Source organism: Methylacidimicrobium sp. AP8, assembly GCF_903064525.1.
Lineage (GTDB): Bacteria > Verrucomicrobiota > Verrucomicrobiia > Methylacidiphilales > Methylacidiphilaceae > Methylacidimicrobium.
Window position 1 is genome coordinate 1,139,362 of sequence record NZ_LR797830.1, and the last position, 15,858, is coordinate 1,155,219.

General features: G+C 59.7%; 16 protein-coding genes, 1 tRNA gene and 1 other RNA gene. 9 read left to right on the forward strand and 9 right to left on the reverse strand.

From position 1 onward, the window contains the following. Positions 1-255: 255 nt before the first annotated feature. Positions 256-2,682 (forward strand): glutamine-synthetase adenylyltransferase, encoded by a 2,427-nt coding sequence (locus MTHMO_RS05195; RefSeq protein WP_202213838.1) that lies wholly within the window; start codon positions 256-258, stop codon positions 2,680-2,682. Here MTHMO_RS05195 and rnc read toward each other — a convergent pair. The 4 genes from rnc to MTHMO_RS05215 all read right to left on the reverse strand — a co-directional run bounded on the left by rnc (position 2,597) and on the right by MTHMO_RS05215 (position 5,867). Then, positions 2,597-3,331 carry a ribonuclease III gene (gene rnc, locus MTHMO_RS05200; RefSeq protein ID WP_202213839.1) on the reverse strand — a complete coding sequence of 245 codons (735 nt, stop codon included), beginning with the start codon at positions 3,329-3,331 and terminating at the stop codon, positions 2,597-2,599. The genes MTHMO_RS05195 and rnc overlap by 86 nt on opposite strands. Positions 3,332-3,548: 217 nt before the next feature. Beyond that, positions 3,549-4,463, reverse strand: coding sequence for a tyrosine recombinase (locus MTHMO_RS05205; RefSeq protein ID WP_202213840.1), 915 nt, complete (start codon positions 4,461-4,463; stop codon positions 3,549-3,551). Positions 4,464-4,478: 15 nt separating this feature from the next. After that, positions 4,479-5,189, reverse strand: a complete 711-nt coding sequence (locus MTHMO_RS05210; protein WP_202213841.1) for a sugar phosphate nucleotidyltransferase — start codon at positions 5,187-5,189, stop codon at positions 4,479-4,481. Positions 5,190-5,267: 78 nt separating this feature from the next. After that, entirely contained in the window at positions 5,268-5,867 is a 600-nt protein-coding gene (locus MTHMO_RS05215; RefSeq protein WP_202213842.1) for a non-canonical purine NTP pyrophosphatase, read from the reverse strand. Between the two features lie 425 nt (positions 5,868-6,292). On the opposite strand from MTHMO_RS05215, the gene MTHMO_RS05220 reads away from it, so the two are divergent. The 5 genes from MTHMO_RS05220 (at position 6,293) to smpB (ending at position 9,100) form a co-directional block, all read left to right on the forward strand. Beyond that, positions 6,293-6,364: transfer RNA gene (locus MTHMO_RS05220), tRNA-Val, on the forward strand. Positions 6,365-6,667: 303 nt separating this feature from the next. Further along, positions 6,668-7,345: an SIMPL domain-containing protein gene (locus MTHMO_RS05225; RefSeq protein WP_202213843.1), complete on the forward strand. Its 678-nt coding sequence runs from the start codon at positions 6,668-6,670 to the stop codon at positions 7,343-7,345. A gap of 73 nt (positions 7,346-7,418) precedes the next feature. Continuing rightward, positions 7,419-8,123 carry a zinc ribbon domain-containing protein gene (locus tag MTHMO_RS05230; RefSeq protein ID WP_202213844.1) on the forward strand — a complete coding sequence of 235 codons (705 nt, stop codon included), beginning with the start codon at positions 7,419-7,421 and terminating at the stop codon, positions 8,121-8,123. Positions 8,124-8,258: 135 nt separating this feature from the next. After that, positions 8,259-8,519: a DNA-directed RNA polymerase subunit omega gene (locus MTHMO_RS05235; RefSeq protein WP_237394781.1), complete on the forward strand. Its 261-nt coding sequence runs from the start codon at positions 8,259-8,261 to the stop codon at positions 8,517-8,519. A 116-nt stretch (positions 8,520-8,635) separates the two neighbouring features. Next, positions 8,636-9,100, forward strand: coding sequence for an SsrA-binding protein SmpB (smpB, locus tag MTHMO_RS05240; RefSeq protein ID WP_202213845.1), 465 nt, complete (start codon positions 8,636-8,638; stop codon positions 9,098-9,100). A gap of 15 nt (positions 9,101-9,115) precedes the next feature. On the opposite strand, the gene MTHMO_RS05245 is transcribed toward smpB, so the two are convergent. Then, positions 9,116-9,271 (reverse strand): hypothetical protein, encoded by a 156-nt coding sequence (locus MTHMO_RS05245; protein ID WP_202213846.1) that lies wholly within the window; start codon positions 9,269-9,271, stop codon positions 9,116-9,118. Positions 9,272-9,404: 133 nt separating this feature from the next. On the opposite strand from MTHMO_RS05245, the gene ssrA reads away from it, so the two are divergent. Next, positions 9,405-9,790: a transfer-messenger RNA gene (gene ssrA, locus MTHMO_RS05250) on the forward strand. Between the two features lie 36 nt (positions 9,791-9,826). Here ssrA and purM read toward each other — a convergent pair. Together purM and purF are read right to left on the reverse strand one after the other, a co-directional pair. Further along, positions 9,827-10,840 (reverse strand): phosphoribosylformylglycinamidine cyclo-ligase, encoded by a 1,014-nt coding sequence (purM, locus tag MTHMO_RS05255; protein ID WP_202213847.1) that lies wholly within the window; start codon positions 10,838-10,840, stop codon positions 9,827-9,829. 30 nt (positions 10,841-10,870) lie between these two features. Then, positions 10,871-12,319, reverse strand: coding sequence for an amidophosphoribosyltransferase (gene purF / locus MTHMO_RS05260; protein ID WP_237394782.1), 1,449 nt, complete (start codon positions 12,317-12,319; stop codon positions 10,871-10,873). Between the two features lie 184 nt (positions 12,320-12,503). Between purF and MTHMO_RS05265 the strand changes: the two genes are divergently transcribed. Continuing rightward, on the forward strand, positions 12,504-13,079 hold the full coding sequence (locus MTHMO_RS05265; protein WP_202213848.1) for a hypothetical protein: 576 nt from the start codon (positions 12,504-12,506) through the stop codon (positions 13,077-13,079). A 21-nt stretch (positions 13,080-13,100) separates the two neighbouring features. Further along, positions 13,101-13,811, forward strand: coding sequence for an AAA family ATPase (locus tag MTHMO_RS05270; RefSeq protein WP_237394917.1), 711 nt, complete (start codon positions 13,101-13,103; stop codon positions 13,809-13,811). Positions 13,812-13,847: 36 nt separating this feature from the next. Here the strand turns inward: MTHMO_RS05270 and MTHMO_RS05275 are convergent, their stop codons facing one another. After that, positions 13,848-14,843 (reverse strand): beta-ketoacyl-ACP synthase III, encoded by a 996-nt coding sequence (locus MTHMO_RS05275; RefSeq protein ID WP_305061211.1) that lies wholly within the window; start codon positions 14,841-14,843, stop codon positions 13,848-13,850. Next, positions 14,821-15,858: a phosphate acyltransferase PlsX gene (plsX, locus tag MTHMO_RS05280; protein ID WP_202213850.1), complete on the reverse strand. Its 1,038-nt coding sequence runs from the start codon at positions 15,856-15,858 to the stop codon at positions 14,821-14,823. The genes MTHMO_RS05275 and plsX overlap by 23 nt, the downstream gene beginning before the upstream one ends.

Below are 15,858 nucleotides of genomic sequence, written 5' to 3' on the forward strand. Positions count from 1 at the left end.
AATTTACTCTCTGTAAAAGAAACGAGCGACGCGATAACGGAAGCGTTCTGTGCGATCCGGCAGGCGCGAGGGGGAGAGCATTCCATGCAAGAAACTTTCGGTCGATTTCCGAGCTTTGACGACGCCCTTGCGGCGTTCCTGCGCTTTTCGGCGGTATCGCGCAATCGCTTGGCGTTCCACTCCGATTGGCGGGATTGGCTGGTTGCGGTTGCGGCCGCGCCTCCCGGGGGGGTACGGGGTCCAGGCAGGTGGAGAATGGACTGGCGTGAGCTGTGCGGGGCCGGCGCGGATGCTTCCCGCAAGCTCGACGCGTTGCGGGTCTTGAAGCACCGGGAGCAGCTGCGGATCGGCTTCCTCGACTTTGCGGGACGTTATTCTTGGCAGGAAACAGTCGCGGCCCTTTCGCATCTCGCCGATTTTTCCATCGCCTCAGTTCTACGACTCGTTGAGGAAGAACTTCGTGTGACGCACGGTTCGGTTTCGGTGCTTGCGTTGGGGAAGCTGGGCGGACAAGAGCTGAACTACAGCTCGGACATCGACATCGTCTTCCTTGCCGGGGACGAGGAGAGCCGTTTTGCCGCACCGCTTCGGACGACCATCGCCCAACGCGTCATATCCGGGCTTTCCGGTGCGGGCAAAGCCGGAGCGCTCTATCGGGTCGATTTGCGGCTGCGCCCGGATGGCGACTCCGGGGCGCTGGTGCCCTCATTGTCCGAGAGCGAGCGGTATTATGCGGCCTCCGGCGAGACCTGGGAGCGGATGGCGCTGATCAAAGCACGCTACGTCGCAGGAGATCCTGACCTGGGGTACGAGTTCGAACTGTTGCGGCAACACTTTTGCTTTCCCCGCCATCTCACGGAGGAGGTCTTCGAGGAGATCGCCGCGATGAAGGCCCGCATCGATGAGGAGATCCTGCTCGGCGATCGGAAGCTGCGTGACGTAAAGCTCGGACCGGGAGGAATCCGCGAGATCGAATTCGTCGCGCAGGCGCTGCAGCTTTTTTATGGGGCCCGGCAGCCGATCATCCAAGTGCGATCTACCTGTTCCGCGTTGCGCGCGCTGGCAACCGTGCAGATCCTGCCGTTCGAAGAAGCGGAGGCGTTGACGAAAGCTTACGGCTTTTTGCGGAACTTGGAACACCGGCTGCAAATGGTGGAGGAATTGCAAACGCATTTGCTTCCTACGGATTCGGATGCACGGGCGGAGATCGCCAAGTCGCTGGGATTATCACCGCCGGACTTCGAGTCGACGCTGCAAAAGCACCGCACGCTTGTCCATGAATTATTTCAAAAATATTTCATTAAAAAATGTGAAACGCACGCTCATATTCCGCTCGGAGTCTTCGCTGCTCCCGCGGAGGCGGAACGAAATCTCGCGGCTCTTCAGGTGCGCGATTCCCTCTTGAGCGCTCCCCGCGCCGCTCGCGCGTATCGTCGCTTAGCTCCCTTTCTGGCACAGTCGCTCGCATCGGCGGTCGACCCCGATGCCGTCCTCCGCCGTTTCGTCTCTTTCGTATCCAAATACGGAGCGCGGTCTTTCCTTTACGAAACCCTGGCGGCCAATCCGAAAGCCCTCGATCTCCTGATCCGGCTTTTCGACGCCAGCTCCTTCTTCAGCGAAATCCTTTTCGCGCAGCCCGAACTCTTCGAAGAGGTTACGCAAAGCCCTTCCCTGGGAAGGCAGAAGAATCGGGCCGACTATCTCCGAGAGCTGGAAAGTTTGCCGGGGGAACCGGCGGTCGCCGCGCGGATCTATCGTCGCGGCGAGCTTCTCCGTATTCTCCTCCGCGATATTCTGGGGCTGGCCGATCTCGCTGCGATTCAAGAAGAATATACGGCGCTTGCCGAAGCCTGCCTTGAACTTGCCTGCCGAAGATCGAGCCGGGGAAATCTGGCCTACGTGGCCCTCGGCAGGTTTGGAGGCGGTGATCTCGCTTACGGGTCCGATCTCGACTGCCTTTGCATCGGCGCACCGGAAGAAGCGGCATTGGCCGTGCACCGTTTTCTTACCGAAACGCTGGGGGCGGGAATTCTTTTTCCTATGGATTACCGTCTGCGGCCGCACGGAGAAGGCCCTCTGGCTCGTCCGGTGGAAGCGTACGAGCGCTACTACCGCGATGAGGCGGAGTTTTGGGAAATTCAGGCTTTGACTCGCGCGCGCTTCGTCGCGGGCGACCCAACTACCGGACAAAGGTTCATCGACAAAGTGGAACGGATCTGGCTCGATCGAACCGCGTCCTGCCCGGTGGACAAGGTCATCGCCATGCGGGAACGAATCGAAGCGGAACGTCACGCGGGCGTTCTTTCTTTCCGACGTTTCAAGACCGGCATCGGAGGGATTCTTGATATCGAATTCGGGATCACCCTCTGGCTTATGAAGGAACGCAAACGGGAGCCCAATTTCTGGAAGGCGTTGGTCGCCCTTCAGGCCGCCCTTCCCGCGGTGGCGCAGCGGTTTGAGCAGGGATACCGATTCCTCCGGCGCTTGGAAGCCGTGCTCCGGCGGGAAAGAAACCAGCACCAGGAAATCTTGCCCGAAGACCCTCAAGCGTGGAACCGACTCGGCCGCCGCTTGGGATTTGCTACCCTGGAAGAGTTTATCGAGGCCTACGAAGGGCAGCGAAAGGCGATTCGTGCGGGCTACGTTGAGCTATGCGAGCGAGTGCGTCGCTCGCTGCATTGAGCTCCGCCTCTTTTTTGCTGCGGCCGGTACCTTCTCCGAGAGGTGCCTCGCCCCACTCGACGACGACGGTGTACCATTTGCGATGCGCTTCGCCGGATTGGCCAATGCAGCGGTACCGAGGGGGCTCGCCCCCTTCCTTTTGCAGAAATTCCTGCAACAATCCTTTCGGATTGCCCAGAAGAGTTTCCGGCGACGAACCCACCCGCTGGAGCGCCTCCGAAAAAAGCTTGCGCACGATCATCTTCGTTTTACGCCAGCCGGCGTCTCGATAGATGGCGCCGATCAGCGCCTCGAAGGAGTCGGCCAGGGTAGAGTCTTTTTCTCGCCCGCCGCTTTTCTCTTCCCCTTTGCCGAGCAAGAGCAGAGCGCCCAGGCCGAGTTCCCTGGCAATCGTGGCAAGACGCGCGCGGTTGACCAGAAAGGAGCGCGCTTTCGTGAGCAATCCTTCGTTGTGCTTGGGGAAAAGAGAATACAGGTAGTCGGTGATGGCGAGTTGCAACACGGCGTCCCCTAGAAATTCCAGCCGCTGATAGTCGGGGCTTTCGCGTCGGCTTTCCGCCGCGTAGGAAGGATGCGTGAGCGCCTCGCGCAGCAACGACAGGCTGCGAAATTCATGCCCGATGGCCACTTGGAGGCCTTCCAGATTCATTTCCCGCTTTTGCTGTCAAACACGTAATAATCCTTCGGCTGCGCGGTCCGCCGCAGGAAAGCAAGAGGCACTCCGGTCCAGCAGGGACCCCAAGGGAGACATTCCCCGCGAGGGAACCGCTTCTCCCGGCACGGCCACGAGGAACGGAACGCGACGGGTTCGCTGCGGAAAATGCTTTTGCTTGGATGCCGTAAAAAGGCGTTCCGCGACGAAGGCGTCATTGACCTCTCGGATGAAACCGCCGATGCACTTCCCGGAGCCGATCGGCGTCGACATGGGTATAAATCTGAGTGGTGGCGAGGTCGGCGTGACCGAGCAAGAGCTGCAAGGATCGGAGGTCCGCGCCGTGATGAAGAAGGTGGGTCGCGAACGAATGGCGCAATAGGTGGGGATGAATTCCCCGGCCGAGGCCGATCCGCCGGGCTAGGCGGGAGAGGAGTTGATTCAAAGCAAAACGGCTGAGCGGACCGCCGCCGCGCTTCACAAAAAGAAAGTCGCTTCTTCGCGCGCCCAGAAGGAGAGGACGACCCTCGCGAAGGTAGACCTCAAGCGCGCGAACCGCGGCCCTACCCAAGGGAACCATCCGTTCCTTGCCGCCCTTTCCAAAAACACGCAACAACCGTTCTTCCCGCAAGAACGAGGTGAAGCGGAGGCCGACCAGTTCGCTCGCCCGTAGGCCGGCTCCATAGAGGGTCTCCAGGATGGCGCGATCGCGAATGCCTTCCGGGGTAGATGGATATTCTATGGATAAAAGATGGATTATTGTCTTCTCCGACAAAACTCGGGGGATTCGAAGCCCGACTTTCGGCATCTCCAGATCAGTAGCGATGTCGGAGGAAATTGTGCCCTCTCGTCGCAAGAAGAAGAACAAATGACGCAAAGCCACGATCAGCGATTTAAGAGAGCTAGGAGCCAATCCCCTGTCGCGCTCCCGCGCCAAGTATCTGTGAATGTCTTCGATGGTGACGCGGGCGGGATCGCAGAGGCGGTTTTCCACCGCCCATCGGGCGAAGGCTTCGAGAAGAAGCCGATTGCTGAGCTGGGTGTTGGCGGCATGATCCTTTTCGGTAGCCAGATAGCATAGCACGGATTCGATGGCTTGGGCCCAAGCATCGCCATCGGTTTTCCTCACGCTTCCGCGATCCCCCTAATGCCGCCTGCGATTGAGCTCCGCCAAAACTTGCGGATCCCGGACGTCGGCCCAATCGCCCTGTAAAACCAGCCCATGCACCTTGCCGCTCCGGGCCAGCTCGCGGACGGCCGCTGTCAATTCATACTCGCCTCTCGGGGATTTTTCCAACCTCTCCATAAAAACAAACGCCCGGGGCGAAAACACGTAGATCCCGGCATTGTAGTAGCGATTCGGCCAGAGATCGGGATTTTGCGGTTTTTCAATAATATCCTGGACTAAGCCGTTGGAGTCGAGTCGTACGGCTCCTCCCAACCGGAGGTCCTGCCGGGAACAGACGGCGACAACCCCGTCGTCGCAGTATGCCGCGATCAGGCGAGGATATTCCTGCGGGTCGACCAAGATGTCCCCGTAAGAGAGGAGAAAGGGCTCTTCGCCAACCCAGTCACGCGCGAGCAGAGGGGCGCGCCCCGTGCCGTCGAGGACTTTTTGCTCCCGATAGACGATCGAAACTCCAAGCGGCGCTCCATCCTGAAAATAAGAGCGGATACGCTCTTGCTGGTGCCCCACGACCAAACAGAACTCCGTTACCCGGGCGGAATCCCGGAGGCCGCAAACAATCCGATCGAGTACCGGCCGCCCGCCGACGCTCAACATCGGCTTGGGCACCTGCGTGGTTAAGGAACCCATGCGAGTGCCTTTGCCGGCGGCCAGGATCATCGCTTTCATAGCCGAATTGTCGTCGAAGCCCTCGCATTTGGTCGAGTCGAATGCAAAACAAATTGGACCGAAACACAGGCTCGGCTCCTATCCGATCCTTTGGGCGGACGCCAGCCATTCGCGGAGCCGCGCGACCGCCTGCGACCGATGGCTGTAGCGGTCCTTCTGCTCCGGTGTCATCTCCGCGAAGGTAAGCAGGGCCCCATCGGGCAAGAAGATGGGATCATATCCGAACCCTTCGCGGCCTCGGGGTAGCGGTGTGATCCTACCTCGGCAGCTCGCCTCCACGGTAACCAAGATTTGGCCGTTCGTCGCCAAGGCCAGGGCACAAGAAAAAACAGCGGTGCGCTCCTCTTGCGGGACGTCTGCAAGGCGGTGAAGAAGAAGGCGGCGATTCTCAGCGTCGCTTGCCCGGGGGCCGGCATAGCGGGCAGAGCGAACTCCAGGCTCGCCGCCAAGGGCTGCGACCGAAAGGCCGGAATCATCGGCCAGCACCAACCCGGGGTGGGTGAGGCTATACGATATAGCTTTTGTGATGGAATTATCCATAAACGTCAGTCCATCTTCCTTCCATGGGTTGTCGGCGGCGGGGAAGATTGCGGGCACCAGGGTTAAGGAAGGCCCGAAAAGGCGTTGAAACTCCGCCAACTTGTGGGGATTGGTGGAGGCGAGGTGGAGTGTCAGCATACGCCAAGCTAGCATGGCAGAGAGGGATGAGAAAGCCGGACGGCGTGTCAGGCGACGTGAGGAACTGATTCGCTGGCGACAGGGGGAATTGACCGCTATGCAGGTTTCGGAACGGTTGCGGCAAAGGAGCTGGGCTGTTGCTGCACCAGCACCGCCGCGCGCGGTCTCTCGATGAGTCGATAGCCTCCTCCACGGGTCGTGGCCGGTAGCTGTGGTGGAGGAGCCGATCGACGATCGCGGTCATTTTGAGACAAGTCATCATGGCCTAGAGCCGTTTGTGGTCGATCATCAGAAGGTTCCAGATGTCGTCAGGGGGGCATTTTGGGCTGTCGGCTCACTTCGTGCATCCCCTAGGACTTTGTGCCCGGCGGCGAGTTTTCTTTGCTTGCTGCCGCCCAGGGGCATGGGTTAGCGTCAGGGAGCGGGCGCGGTTAGCTCAGAGGGAGAGCACTACCTTGACACGGTAGGGGTCACAGGTTCGATCCCTGTACCGCGCAGTCGAATTTCCGAAAGAAGCAATTCTGGAGGCGACGGAGCGTCTATTAGGCTATCCGATCGGCCAGCCCTTTCGCCGACCCGACGGGCCGCAGTGCACCCTTAACCTCGCCGCGGCTGATCTTATCACAAAATAGCGGAAAAAAGTCGTTTTTAGCCTCTGTTTTTACGCGGAGCGGAAACCCATGGAGTTACGCGCTGGAAGATGGGATGCGGGGAGGAGCGCGGCCATTCATATGTGTAACTGCCGTTCCGGCGCGTGGGCTGCGATCGTTTTGCTGTCGGCATGGCTGGGAAGCGCGGGCATGGATGCCGCCAGGGGAGAGATGGAGAGCGTGCGGACCATCCGGGTCCATGCAGAGGCCGAGGCGGCAGTGCCAATCGATCGAGCGGTCGTGCGGTTCGCTTTGATCAGCGAGGGGAAGACTCCCGGCGAAGCCCAACAGCGGGACGAATGCCGCTTTGGGGACATTCGCAAACGGGTGGATGGTGAATGGGGCGGAAAGGCGGCCTGGAAGACCTCGGAAATTCGACTGCAGCCAGTCATGGCCGAGGGAAAGGGGAAAAAGGAGGGGAAAGAGCGCACCATCGCGTACCGAGTGACGCGCCGGGAGGCGATCGAGCTGGCGGAGTTCTCCCAGTTGGGCGGGCTGCTTGCCGTTCTTTTCGCTGCGGGAGTCGACGAGGTTTCCGGAGTCGAATGGCTGTCGAATCGACTAGAGCCTCTCTATCGGGAATTGCTGGGAAAGGCGTTGGAGAAGGCGCGGGGGAAGGCTGAACTCCTGGCTAAGGCGGCAGGTGCACAGTTGGGGCCGGTCTTGAACATCCAGGAAGGGCCCGAGCCTGCGCGTCCGCTTTCGCGGTTGGAACTGGAAGGCGCTGCAAGCGGGGTGGCACAGCAGGGCACTGCGGCCGTGTTTCCCGTCAGCGGCGGAGAAATGAGGATTCAGGCCTCGGTCCAGGTGGTCTTTCGCTTGTGGTGATTCGTCCGGCGCAGAGGAAAAAGAGGCGGCCGTTCCTTGCCTTTGCGCCGTGCCGGCTGTATGGGAAAGGAAGATGCATCCGGATCTTCCTCCTTTGCTTGCACTACAGGAGATCGATCAACAAATCGCGCGCCTTCGCTTGGAGATCGCGCAACTGCCTCTTGCCAGGAGACGTGTGGAAGCGGTGTTGGCGGATGCGAAGCGGAAGCTGCTGGAGGCCAAGCAGGCACAGCAGTCGACCGAGCTGCTGCGACGGCAAAAGGAAGGTGAGATCGAGGAGCTGGGCCGCCGTCTGGCCCGATATCAAGCACAACAGATGCAGGTGCGGAAGAACGAAGAATATCAGGCGCTCTCCCATGAAATTCTCCAGGTCAAGAGCGAGGTGGAGAGGGAAGAGGAGGAGGTGCTGCTGCTCCTCGAAAGAGGCGACGCCTTGAAGATCGACGTGAAGCAGGAGGAAGAGAAGGCGAGGGAAGCGGAAGAGGAAGCCCGGCAGCAGCGAAAGGCGCTGGCGGAGAAGGAATCCCGGTTGAGGGACCAGCTGGCAGATGCGGAAAAGGATCGGGAGAGGCGGGCGACCGCCGTAAATCAAGCCCTTCTGGCGCGTTATCAAAATCTTGTGCGAGGACACAGAGAAAATGCTGTCGTCCCGGTCGTCCACGGAAACTGCGGAGGCTGCCACATGAAGCTGACTCGGCAGACGCTCTTGCGGGCGGAAGTGGGGGCGGAGTTCGCTTTTTGCGATAATTGTGGACGGATCTTGTTTGTTGCGGGCTGATGGTTCGAGGGCTCGAACGCGCCGGCTCCGGCCGCAAGGGTTCCCCGGCTTCTCGAGGATTTTCCGGGGAACGGATTGCTTTTTCCAACGAATAGCTGTAAGTAGGTCCCCTTGGGCTAAGCAATAGAGCAAACCGTGAGCGATACGATTACGATTACCACGCTGCTCCCCGCAGCACTTGAGAAAATGGGCTCCCCGGAAATCTTGATCAACGCGGTTTCGGGGCGGGTGCGTCTGTTGGCGAAAGGGGCACGGCCATTGGTCGAGGTCCATCCGCAATGGGGCTTGCTCCATATCGCCTTAAAGGAGATCGCCGATGGGAAGCTGACGGTGGCTCCCGCGGAGGAGCCTCCCACAGCATTAACCTCGCTGGTTCTGGAAGAACCGGTGGTCTGATGACAGACGCCTGGCAAGCCCCTGGTACAAGCCATGGGGAGCTTCAGGAGAGACCTAGGCTCTCGTAGCGAGCAAATCGCGCCGTTCTTGAGGCGCAAGGACCGGTCGGTGAGCCCGTGAGTGAGCGCGCTATCATCGATCTAGTCGTAAACCGTCGTGCCCGAAGGGATTACACCTTTTTAGAGACGTTTGAGGCAGGCTTGGTGCTCCTCGGCTCTGAGGTGAAATCGCTTCGGCAGGGAAAAGGGCAACTCGATGGAGCATTTGCTCGCATCGAGGACGGGGAGGCATGGCTCTACCAGATGAATATCCCCATTTACGAAAATGCCGCCGGCTTCACCACCCGGGACCCGAAGGCACGGCGGAAGTTATTGCTCCACAAAGCCGAAATTCGGAAACTTTTCGGCGAGACCTCGCTCAAAGGACGCACGCTCATTCCCCTGAAGCTCTATTGGAAGGGGAGCACGATCAAGGTGCTGCTCGGTCTCGGGGTCGGAAAGGCGGAACACGACAAGCGGGAAGAGCTTCGGGCCGTGGAAGCGAAAAAAGACATGCGTGATGTCATGCGCCGGCGGGGTTAGCCGTCCGGCCTAAGCCTAAATAGGGTAAATCCGAATGCCGAGGGCGACGAGCAGCCCGATAGCGAATTGAATGACGGATAGGAAGAATAGGAGGAGGCAAAGGAGAAAGGTGTGCCGCATCCACCGCCGGTTGCCGTCATCGTCGGGAGGCCATTTGGGATTTCCCGACATCGCTTGCGATCCTCGCTTCCCAGCGCGAAATCGGTCTGGGGCTTTGCGGAAATTCCTCTTTCTTGGCGTCCTTGAGAAGGCGGCCGCGTTTGACAGAGCGCGATCCGCTGCATAAGGTTGTATGGTTATCGACGGGGGCGCAAACGGTAATCGATTCTTGCGCATCCCCGTTCGTGGCAAGTCGAGGGCTCGCGAGTGGGTTGGCCTCGTAAAAAAACCCGCTCGAAAAAGATAACTGCCGACCACGAGTTGGCTCTTGCTGCCTAAGCGAACTGCTGGACAGCAAGCGTTTATTTCGACCCGCGCCGGTACGGGCGAGATAAGCGTGTTCTTCTGCCGGACGACCTGCTCATGGTTGCGGGCTCCAGGAGCGGGTGGCAAGGAAAAGCCCGGCGTACCGCCTGCATCGCGTGTAGCCCGGCTGGCGGCGGGCGCGTTATGTTCATCGGGCTACTAAACTTGTAGAAGCGAACGGGAGTCCGCGAGAAGACGAGGGTTCGACTCCCTCCGCCTCCACTTTGAGGCTTTTCTCTGTAAACAATACGAAAAGCTAGCTCAACAAAGAAGAACTCGTCCTTCTCCCGGCACAAGTTTGCCGATGATTCTTCCGCCGACCGCCTGAGCGACGCGCTCGGCGCAATCAGCAGCAGCAACCAGAACCATGCCGATCCCCATATTGAAAACGCGATAGCTTTCTTCCTGGGAAAGCTTCCCGACCTTGGTCAGAAAGCGGAACAGGGGAGGTATCCGCCAGCTTCCGATCTTGATTTGGGCGTCGAGCCGCTTGGGCAGAATGCGCGGGAGATTCTCCGGCAGCCCTCCGCCGGTGATGTGCGCGATTCCCTTAACCGGAAGCTCGAGCCGGCGCAGCCGCCGAAGCTCAGGCAAATACGAACGATGGACTCGGAGCAGCTCATCTCCCAAGGAAAGGGGGCAGCCGGGAATCCGCGAATCGAGCGTGAGGTTCTGTTCCTCGAATAAAATTTTTCTCGCTAGGGAGTATCCGTTGGTATGAAGGCCCGAGGAGCGGAGGCCGACCAGAAGATCTCCGGCCCGCATTCCGGCGCGGGGTAGGAGCGCTGAGCGGTCCACGACTCCGACGATAGCGCCCACCAAGTCATACTCGCCGTCCCGGTACATTCCCGGCAACTGGGCCGTCTCTCCGCCCAGAAGCGCGCAGCCGGTTCTCCGGCAAGCGCGAGCCATTCCCCGCAGGATGTCGTGAAAGCTTGTCGGATCGAGGCGGGAGGTCCCCACATAGTCGAGAAAAAAAAGGGGCTCCGCGCCCGTGGTGGCAATGTCATTAACGCAATGATGGACCACGTCTTCACCCACTCCCTGATGGCGACGGGCGAGGGCGGCAATCTTGAGCTTCGTGCCGACTCCGTCGATGCTCGCAACGAGGATCGGTTCCCGAAAGGCATGGAAGTCCGGGCGAAATAGCCCGCCGAATCCGCCGATGGCCCCGATGACCTCGGGACGTCTGGTGCTTCGAACAAGCCCCCGAAGGCGAGCCTTAACCGAGGCGGCCAGATCGAGGTCGACACCGGCTTCGCTGTATCGGTCCATATTCGGAATGGGAAATCGCAGCGATGCTCGCTATTTGGCCGCCAGCCGCGTCGATGGGCTGTTCTCCAGAATCTCCTTGTAGCGCCCGCGATGAAACGCGACCGGATAATCGCCTGTAAAGCAAGCTGTGCAAAAATCGATGGCGGACCGCCCCGCGCCGCAGGCCCGAAGCAGGCCGTCGATGTCGAGGTATCCGATCGAGTCCGCATTCAAGTAGGACCGAATGCTCTCGACCGGCAGTTGATTGGCCAAGAGAGAATTCGGGTCGGGAAAATCGATTCCGTAATGGCAGGCGAAGCGGTGGGGCGGACAGCTCACGCGAATGTGCACCTCCGCGGCACCCGCTTCCCTGAGGTTAGCGACCCGCGCACGGGCCGTCGTGCCCCGTACGATCGAGTCGTCCACCACGACGACGCGCTTCCCGCGAACCGATTCTTGGACTAGGTTCAGCTTAATCCGGACGTTGAAGTCCCGGATGAGCTGGGTGGGCTGGAGGAAAGTCCGGCCGACGTAGTGATTGCGTACAAACGCTAAATCGAAAGGGATCCCCGCCTCTTCCGCAAATCCGAGCGCGGCATAGTTACCCGAGTCCGGCACCGGTATGACCAGATCCGCCTCGACCGGGTGGAGGCGAGCCAATTCACGTCCCATTTGCATGCGAGCCTGGCTCACGTTGATCCCGTGGATCGTGCTATCCGGACGGGCGAAGTAGACGTATTCGAAGATGCAAAAAGCTGAAGTTTGCCTCGGGTTCGGTGGCCGCAAGATGTGCACTCCGCCGGCATCGATAGCGATGACCTCTCCCGGAGCGATATCCCGGAGAAATTGGACATGGAGCAGATCGAAGGCGCAAGTTTCGCTCGCTACGAAGTAGCCGTCGTCCAAGCGTCCGAGCGACAAGGGGCGGAAGCCGTGCGGATCCCGGGCAGCGAAGATCCTGTCCTTGGTCATGAGGACCAGGGAATACGCACCCTCCGCTTGGTCGAGGGCCCAGAGAAAAGCTTCCTCTACGGACCTGCCCACTTGTTGGGCCATCAGATGGAGAATCACCTCGCTGTCGGTGGTCGTTTGGAAGATCGAGCCGCGTCCCTCCAGCCGGGCGCGGAGATGGCTTGCATTGACGATGTCTCCGTTGTGCGCCAGGGCCAGCTCTCCGTGCGAGCAGCGGACGGCGATCGGCTGCGCGTTCGTCAGGTTGCTGGATCCGGTGGTAGAATACCGGACGTGGCCGACGGCTATCTGTCCCGGAAGCGCGGCCAGGGAAGACGAATCGAACACCTGTGAGACCAGACCCATCCCCTTGTGAATCCGAAAGGGCTGCTTGCCGTCCGAGGTGGCGATTCCGGCGCTTTCTTCTCCCCGATGCTGCAACGCATACAGGCCGTAGGTAGCCAGAGCGGCCGCGTTGACGTGGCCGTATACTGCGACGACCCCGCACTCCTCTCCGGGATAAATGCGCACCACCCATTGGTAACTCACGTGGGCCGGCGGCACAAGGATAAGAATGAGTTAAGAAAAGAGGCGCTCCGGTGAGGGGCGAAGCATGTATGGAAAATGGATCATGTATTAGTAAAACATGGATCAATTGCGAGATGTGTCTCTCCTTGTTTTCTAGAACATTTTTCTTTTGACGAGATGGGCGGGGCTGCCTACAAAAGCAACGATGGCCGGGAAGCCGTACCGGAGCAAGCTGGAGGCCCACTGGGATACGATCCGGGAATTGCGCCAGAGGCGGAAGAGCTGGCGCGAAATCACGGACATACTACGCGGGCGGGGCGTGAGCGTGAGTCAGCATGCCTTGTACAACTTTGTGCAGGTGCGTAGGAAGTGGGCTCGGGAAGGAAAATTCAGCGAGCTTCCCCATCCAAGCCTGATCGGCAAGGGAATAGCGCTAGGGGCCCGGGCAGGGGCCGAAGCAGAGACGATGGGCAAGATCGAGCCGGAAAGGAAGACGGCCGCAAAGCGGCCGCAGGCCGAGGCGGCTCGAATCCCGGAGGAGCAACCGGGCGAATGGCCGACCGAATCCATGGAGATGAGCGTGGAAGACGCCATCGCCGCCGCCAAAGCCGCCGCCAAAGGGCGCGCCGCTCACCAGAAGACCGATGCATCATCCGTCGCACCGATCCAAAGGCTTACCTTCCTGCCTTCCCGCGGAGAGCAGAAATCGGAAGAAAATCAGCCGAAGACACAGAAGGGCCGGCGCCGCGGCCCGGTTTCCGGCAAATCATCCGCGGCGTAAAGAAATTCTGAGTTGCTAGCCATGACCAAAAGCGTAATCCATATCGTCCTCGGCACGAAAGGCGGGGTAGGCAAGACAACGTTGGCCTGCCATCTGGCGGACTATCTGGCGGGTCAGCACGTCCCGCATCTGCTCGTGGATGCGGATGATGAAAACCAATCTTTTCATCGGTTTTTCCCGGATGCGATGCCGGTGAGTCCTCGCAATGTCCGGAGCGTCGATTCCGTGGTCGCAATGGCGGAAAGCGGCGACCATCGCATCGTGCTCGTCGATTTGCGCGCAGGCAGCGGCGACGAGATGCTGCGATGGTTCGAGGATGTGCCGTTCGATGAGCTGCGGGAAACGGTTCGTTTCGTGGGCTGGGGATGTATCACCACCGATCCGGATTCGGTGGTTGTCTTGTTGCGATGGGCAGCCTCTCTGGGAGACCACCTTCAGTACGTCGTCGTCAAAAATGAGAAGGACGGCAAGGAAATGGATGCACTGGAACACACCAAGGAGGGTGCGGAATTTCTTAAAAAGAGGCTCCCGCAAGAAGTTCGGATTCCCCTGCTCGCGCCTACCTCCGTCGTGGTCGATCTCAACAAGAATAACCTTTCTCTAGGAAGCGCCCTTACTCTAAAGGAAAAGATTCCGGGCCTGACCGATACAATGATGAGAAGCCGTTTGCGAAGATATCAACGCGGCATCTTCGATCAGTTCGACCGGCTGGCCGAAGTCATTTTCCCTTGAATCAGGGCGCTGGCCTCCGCTCGTAGGACCGGGTGGTCACCACTCCAACAAAGCGCTGGCCCAGGTCAGGCCGCCTCCGAACGCGATCAGCAGGACCTTTTCCATGGGCCGGATGTCCCCCGCAGTCAGTGCCTCGTGGAGGGCGATCGGGATACAAGCCGCCGACGTATTTCCGTAGCGCTCCAAGTGGGTGAAGAAACGCTTGAGCGGGAGATGTAAGCGTTCGGAAAGCAACTCGATGATCCGCATGTTTGCCTGATGAGGGATGACGTAGCCCACCTCTTCCGGCTGGAGTGCCGCCTTCTTCAGGCAGTTTCTGGCGGTCGTTTCCATGGCGTCGATGGCGAGGCGGAAGACCTTCTTGCCGGCCATCTGAATAAACTGGAGCCCTTCTCCGATGTTCTCCGGGGTGAGGGGCAACCGCGAGCCGCCGGCCGGGACGGTGAGCACCTGGCCTTGAGAACCATCCGATCCCAAGTCGTGGGCGATCATCTGTCCGCCCTGAGTGGATTGCTGGACGATCACGGCACCGGCACCGTCGCCGAATAGAACACAAGTATTTCTGTCCGACCAGTTTACGATGGAAGATAGCTTCTCGGCGCCGACGACGAGGACAGTGGGATAGGTCCCCAGGGCCACCATGTGATAGGCCATGACAAGACCGTAAAGGAATCCCGAGCAGGCCGCTTGCAGATCAAAGGCCGGGATTTTGCGCGCACCGATTTTTTGCTGAATATGACAAGCCGTCGAGGGGAAGAGTGTGTCCGGCGTCGTCGTCGCCACTATGATCAAATCTAGGTCGTTAGGCGCCAGTCCCGCACGCTCCAGTGCCATCAATGCCGCCGCGGCCCCCATGTCGGAGGGACATTCCTTTTCGGCGGCAATCCTCCGTTCTCGGATGCCCGTTCGCTCGACGATCCAGCTATCGCTCGTTTCGACCATCCGCTCAAGGTCGCTGTTGCGGAGCACCTTTGCGGGAAGATAGGCCCCTGTGCCTACAATCGCGGGTCTAGACTGTCGAAGCCGTTGTATTTTCGGATTTCGCCTCACAATGACGCCTCATTTCCTGGACGATCCTGCTGTTCACATTCTGCATAACGGCTTCCCGCGCAATACGAATCGCGTTGCGAATGGCTTTCGGCGTAGAGGCTCCGTGGGCGATGATGCAGGTCCCGTTGATGCCAAGGAGGAGGGCACCCCCATATTCTTCGTAGCTCGACTTCCGCTTTACCGCGAGAAAGGCTCCACGAGCGAGGGAGGCTCCGAACATCCGGAGTGGGTTCCGGCCTAGCTCGGAGCGCAACCAGTGCATGACGGCCTTCGCGACACTTTCGGCTGTTTTCAGTACTACATTGCCGACGAAGCCATCGCAAACAACGACATCCACCGGATTTTCGAAGAGATTGTGACCTTCTACGTTGCCACTGAAGCGGATGTCCGCCTGCGTCAAGAGCTTGAATGCTTGTTTCGTCAGCTCATTCCCTTTGACGTCTTCGGTCCCGATGCTGAGGAGTCCGACTCGCGGATTCGCGACGTGAAGGACCTCGCGCGAGTAGATGCTGCCCATGATAGCATAGCCGAGGAGGTGCGTGGGACCGGAGTCGATGTTGGCTCCGGAGTCGATGAGCACAAACTGCTTCTGCTCGGTCGGAATGACTGTGGCGATCCCGGCGCGCTGAATTCCGGGGAGAGTTCGCAAAAGGATCGTAGCCGCGGCCACGACGGCTCCCGTATGGCCGGCAGATACGAGGGCATCGGCCTTGCCTTCTTTCACGAGCCGGACACAGTGGCTGATCGAGGAATCCCGCTTTTGCCGGACGCTCTCGATTGCTTGCGCGTCCATCGGCACCACTTGGGTGGAATGGACAAACTCGACGCGATCCGCGAAAGGATGTCCGCCGTGGCGCCAGAAGGCTTCGGCAACCTGGTTCTGATCCCCTACAAGGAAGAGGTAGGTGTCGGGGTAGGCTCGAAGCGCCTCCAAGGCTCCCAATAAGGGGTTTTGCGGCGCGAAATCACCTCCCATTACGTCTAAAGCGATCTTCAT

What these genes read in the sequence shown, in the direction of transcription:
- MTHMO_RS05210 (WP_202213841.1), bottom strand. Translation starts at nt 5,189, where the DNA reads ATGAAAGCGATGATCCTGGCCGCCGGCAAAGGCACTCGCATGGGTTCC.
- MTHMO_RS05265 (WP_202213848.1), top strand. Translation starts at nt 12,504, where the DNA reads ATGGCCGGGAAGCCGTACCGGAGCAAGCTGGAGGCCCACTGGGATACG.
- rnc (WP_202213839.1), bottom strand. Translation starts at nt 3,331, where the DNA reads ATGAATCTGGAAGGCCTCCAAGTGGCCATCGGGCATGAATTTCGCAGC.
- MTHMO_RS05230 (WP_202213844.1), top strand. Translation starts at nt 7,419, where the DNA reads ATGCATCCGGATCTTCCTCCTTTGCTTGCACTACAGGAGATCGATCAA.
- MTHMO_RS05215 (WP_202213842.1), bottom strand. Translation starts at nt 5,867, where the DNA reads ATGCTGACACTCCACCTCGCCTCCACCAATCCCCACAAGTTGGCGGAG.
- MTHMO_RS05245 (WP_202213846.1), bottom strand. Translation starts at nt 9,271, where the DNA reads ATGTCGGGAAATCCCAAATGGCCTCCCGACGATGACGGCAACCGGCGG.
- MTHMO_RS05225 (WP_202213843.1), top strand. Translation starts at nt 6,668, where the DNA reads ATGGATGCCGCCAGGGGAGAGATGGAGAGCGTGCGGACCATCCGGGTC.
- MTHMO_RS05270 (WP_237394917.1), top strand. Translation starts at nt 13,101, where the DNA reads ATGACCAAAAGCGTAATCCATATCGTCCTCGGCACGAAAGGCGGGGTA.
- purM (WP_202213847.1), bottom strand. Translation starts at nt 10,840, where the DNA reads ATGGACCGATACAGCGAAGCCGGTGTCGACCTCGATCTGGCCGCCTCG.
- MTHMO_RS05195 (WP_202213838.1), top strand. Translation starts at nt 256, where the DNA reads ATGGACTGGCGTGAGCTGTGCGGGGCCGGCGCGGATGCTTCCCGCAAG.
- plsX (WP_202213850.1), bottom strand. Translation starts at nt 15,858, where the DNA reads ATGAAGATCGCTTTAGACGTAATGGGAGGTGATTTCGCGCCGCAAAAC.